General features: G+C 45.0%; 1 protein-coding gene. It reads right to left on the reverse strand.

Annotated elements, in window-relative coordinates; translation table 11 throughout:
• A partial coding sequence (locus tag Q4528_RS15035) for a hypothetical protein (protein WP_303522492.1) occupies positions 1-251 on the reverse strand: 251 nt, incomplete at both ends.

A 251-nucleotide genomic window follows, 5' to 3' on the forward strand; every position in this document is an offset into this window, starting at 1 on the left:
TTGCTTAATGCCTGCTTCTACAAGTTGACGCAAATATTGCTGGGCGCTGTAGCCTTTAGGGACATTGTCTTTGGGGTATTGGTAGCGTATTTCCTTTAAGTTAAAAGTACATTGCTTTGCTAGTGCGGTGCTACGCGTCAGCTCTTCAGGTAAATAGCGCTGTTGTAAATGCGACCACTGTAATAAACGCCGCTCGGCATTACTGCTAAGTAAAAAACCAGCCTGTTGTACGGTACTGTGTTGACGAATGG

The sequence above is a fragment of the Staphylococcus pasteuri genome, assembly GCF_030547725.1.
Lineage (GTDB): Bacteria > Bacillota > Bacilli > Staphylococcales > Staphylococcaceae > Staphylococcus > Staphylococcus pasteuri.